The 899-nt window shown below is 39.8% G+C and carries 1 protein-coding gene; it reads right to left on the bottom strand.

Features of this window, described 5'->3' with window-relative positions; genetic code table 11:
• A partial coding sequence (locus tag E1176_RS00595; RefSeq protein ID WP_155208651.1) for a SanA/YdcF family protein occupies window positions 1-899 on the bottom strand: 899 nt, incomplete at both ends.

Below are 899 nucleotides of genomic sequence, written 5' to 3'. Positions count from 1 at the left end.
CCAAAATCAAATGCATCGTAAGAAACATACGATCCAAGGGCAAATAATATCAAAACAAAAGAGATCAATACGATATCTTTTTGACTAAAGTTGAGCTGCCTGCGGTCGCCTGTTGTACCATATCTGGGCTGCGTATTAAGCACAACAATATCCAAAATCATTTTTGGCACCGCCAGGTGTTCTCTCAAAAACATTGCCATATTCATATCACCCTCTGCCTCAAACCCTGAGGCGCTTACACCAAAGTGATAAGCTAAAAAGATAGCTCGCTGTAGATGAAACCCCTGGCTAACTATGATTAGATTCTGCAGGCCGAAAGTCTCCTTAGATCTTACAATAGAATCTAAAGTGCGAAAACCTGCAAAATCAAGCTTTATGAGCGTTGAAGGAACACCTCTGTTTATAAGGCTTTGCTTCATATCTTTAGGCTCATTGTAATTTTCATCGCTATTATCTCCACTTATCCAGATTTCGCCAATGTATCCCGCTTTGTAAAGCTTAACAACGGCATCCACCCTGTAAGTGTAATATACGTTTTCACTTTCTCCATCCTGCAGATATTTGTTTGTACCAAGTAATAGTACTGTGTACTTACCTTTCTTCATTTGATTTGGCTCACCATATATCCTCATATTGGTATAGAAATCGACAAATAGATTGGCTAAAAACACAAAAAGAAGGGTAGTAAAGATTAAGCTCAGAAAACGCTTTAAGAGCCAGAGCAGGCCGTCAAGAACAAATACTCCAGAGTAGTACCTGTTTAGTTTATGAAGCACCACGTAATCTACAATACCGTGAATTATCATGATGCAGGAGGCCAGAAATACAAACCCCAAAGCACTCCAGGTGTCCATATATCTCCAGTACTCTTTGCCCTCGTCTATGACTGACTGAAGTGT

Source organism: Fulvivirga aurantia, assembly GCF_009711475.1.
GTDB classification, from domain to species: Bacteria; Bacteroidota; Bacteroidia; order Cytophagales; family Cyclobacteriaceae; genus Fulvivirga; species Fulvivirga aurantia.
The sequence above is the reverse complement of the archived record's forward strand: the minus strand, read 5'-3'. Positions and strand labels throughout refer to the sequence as shown.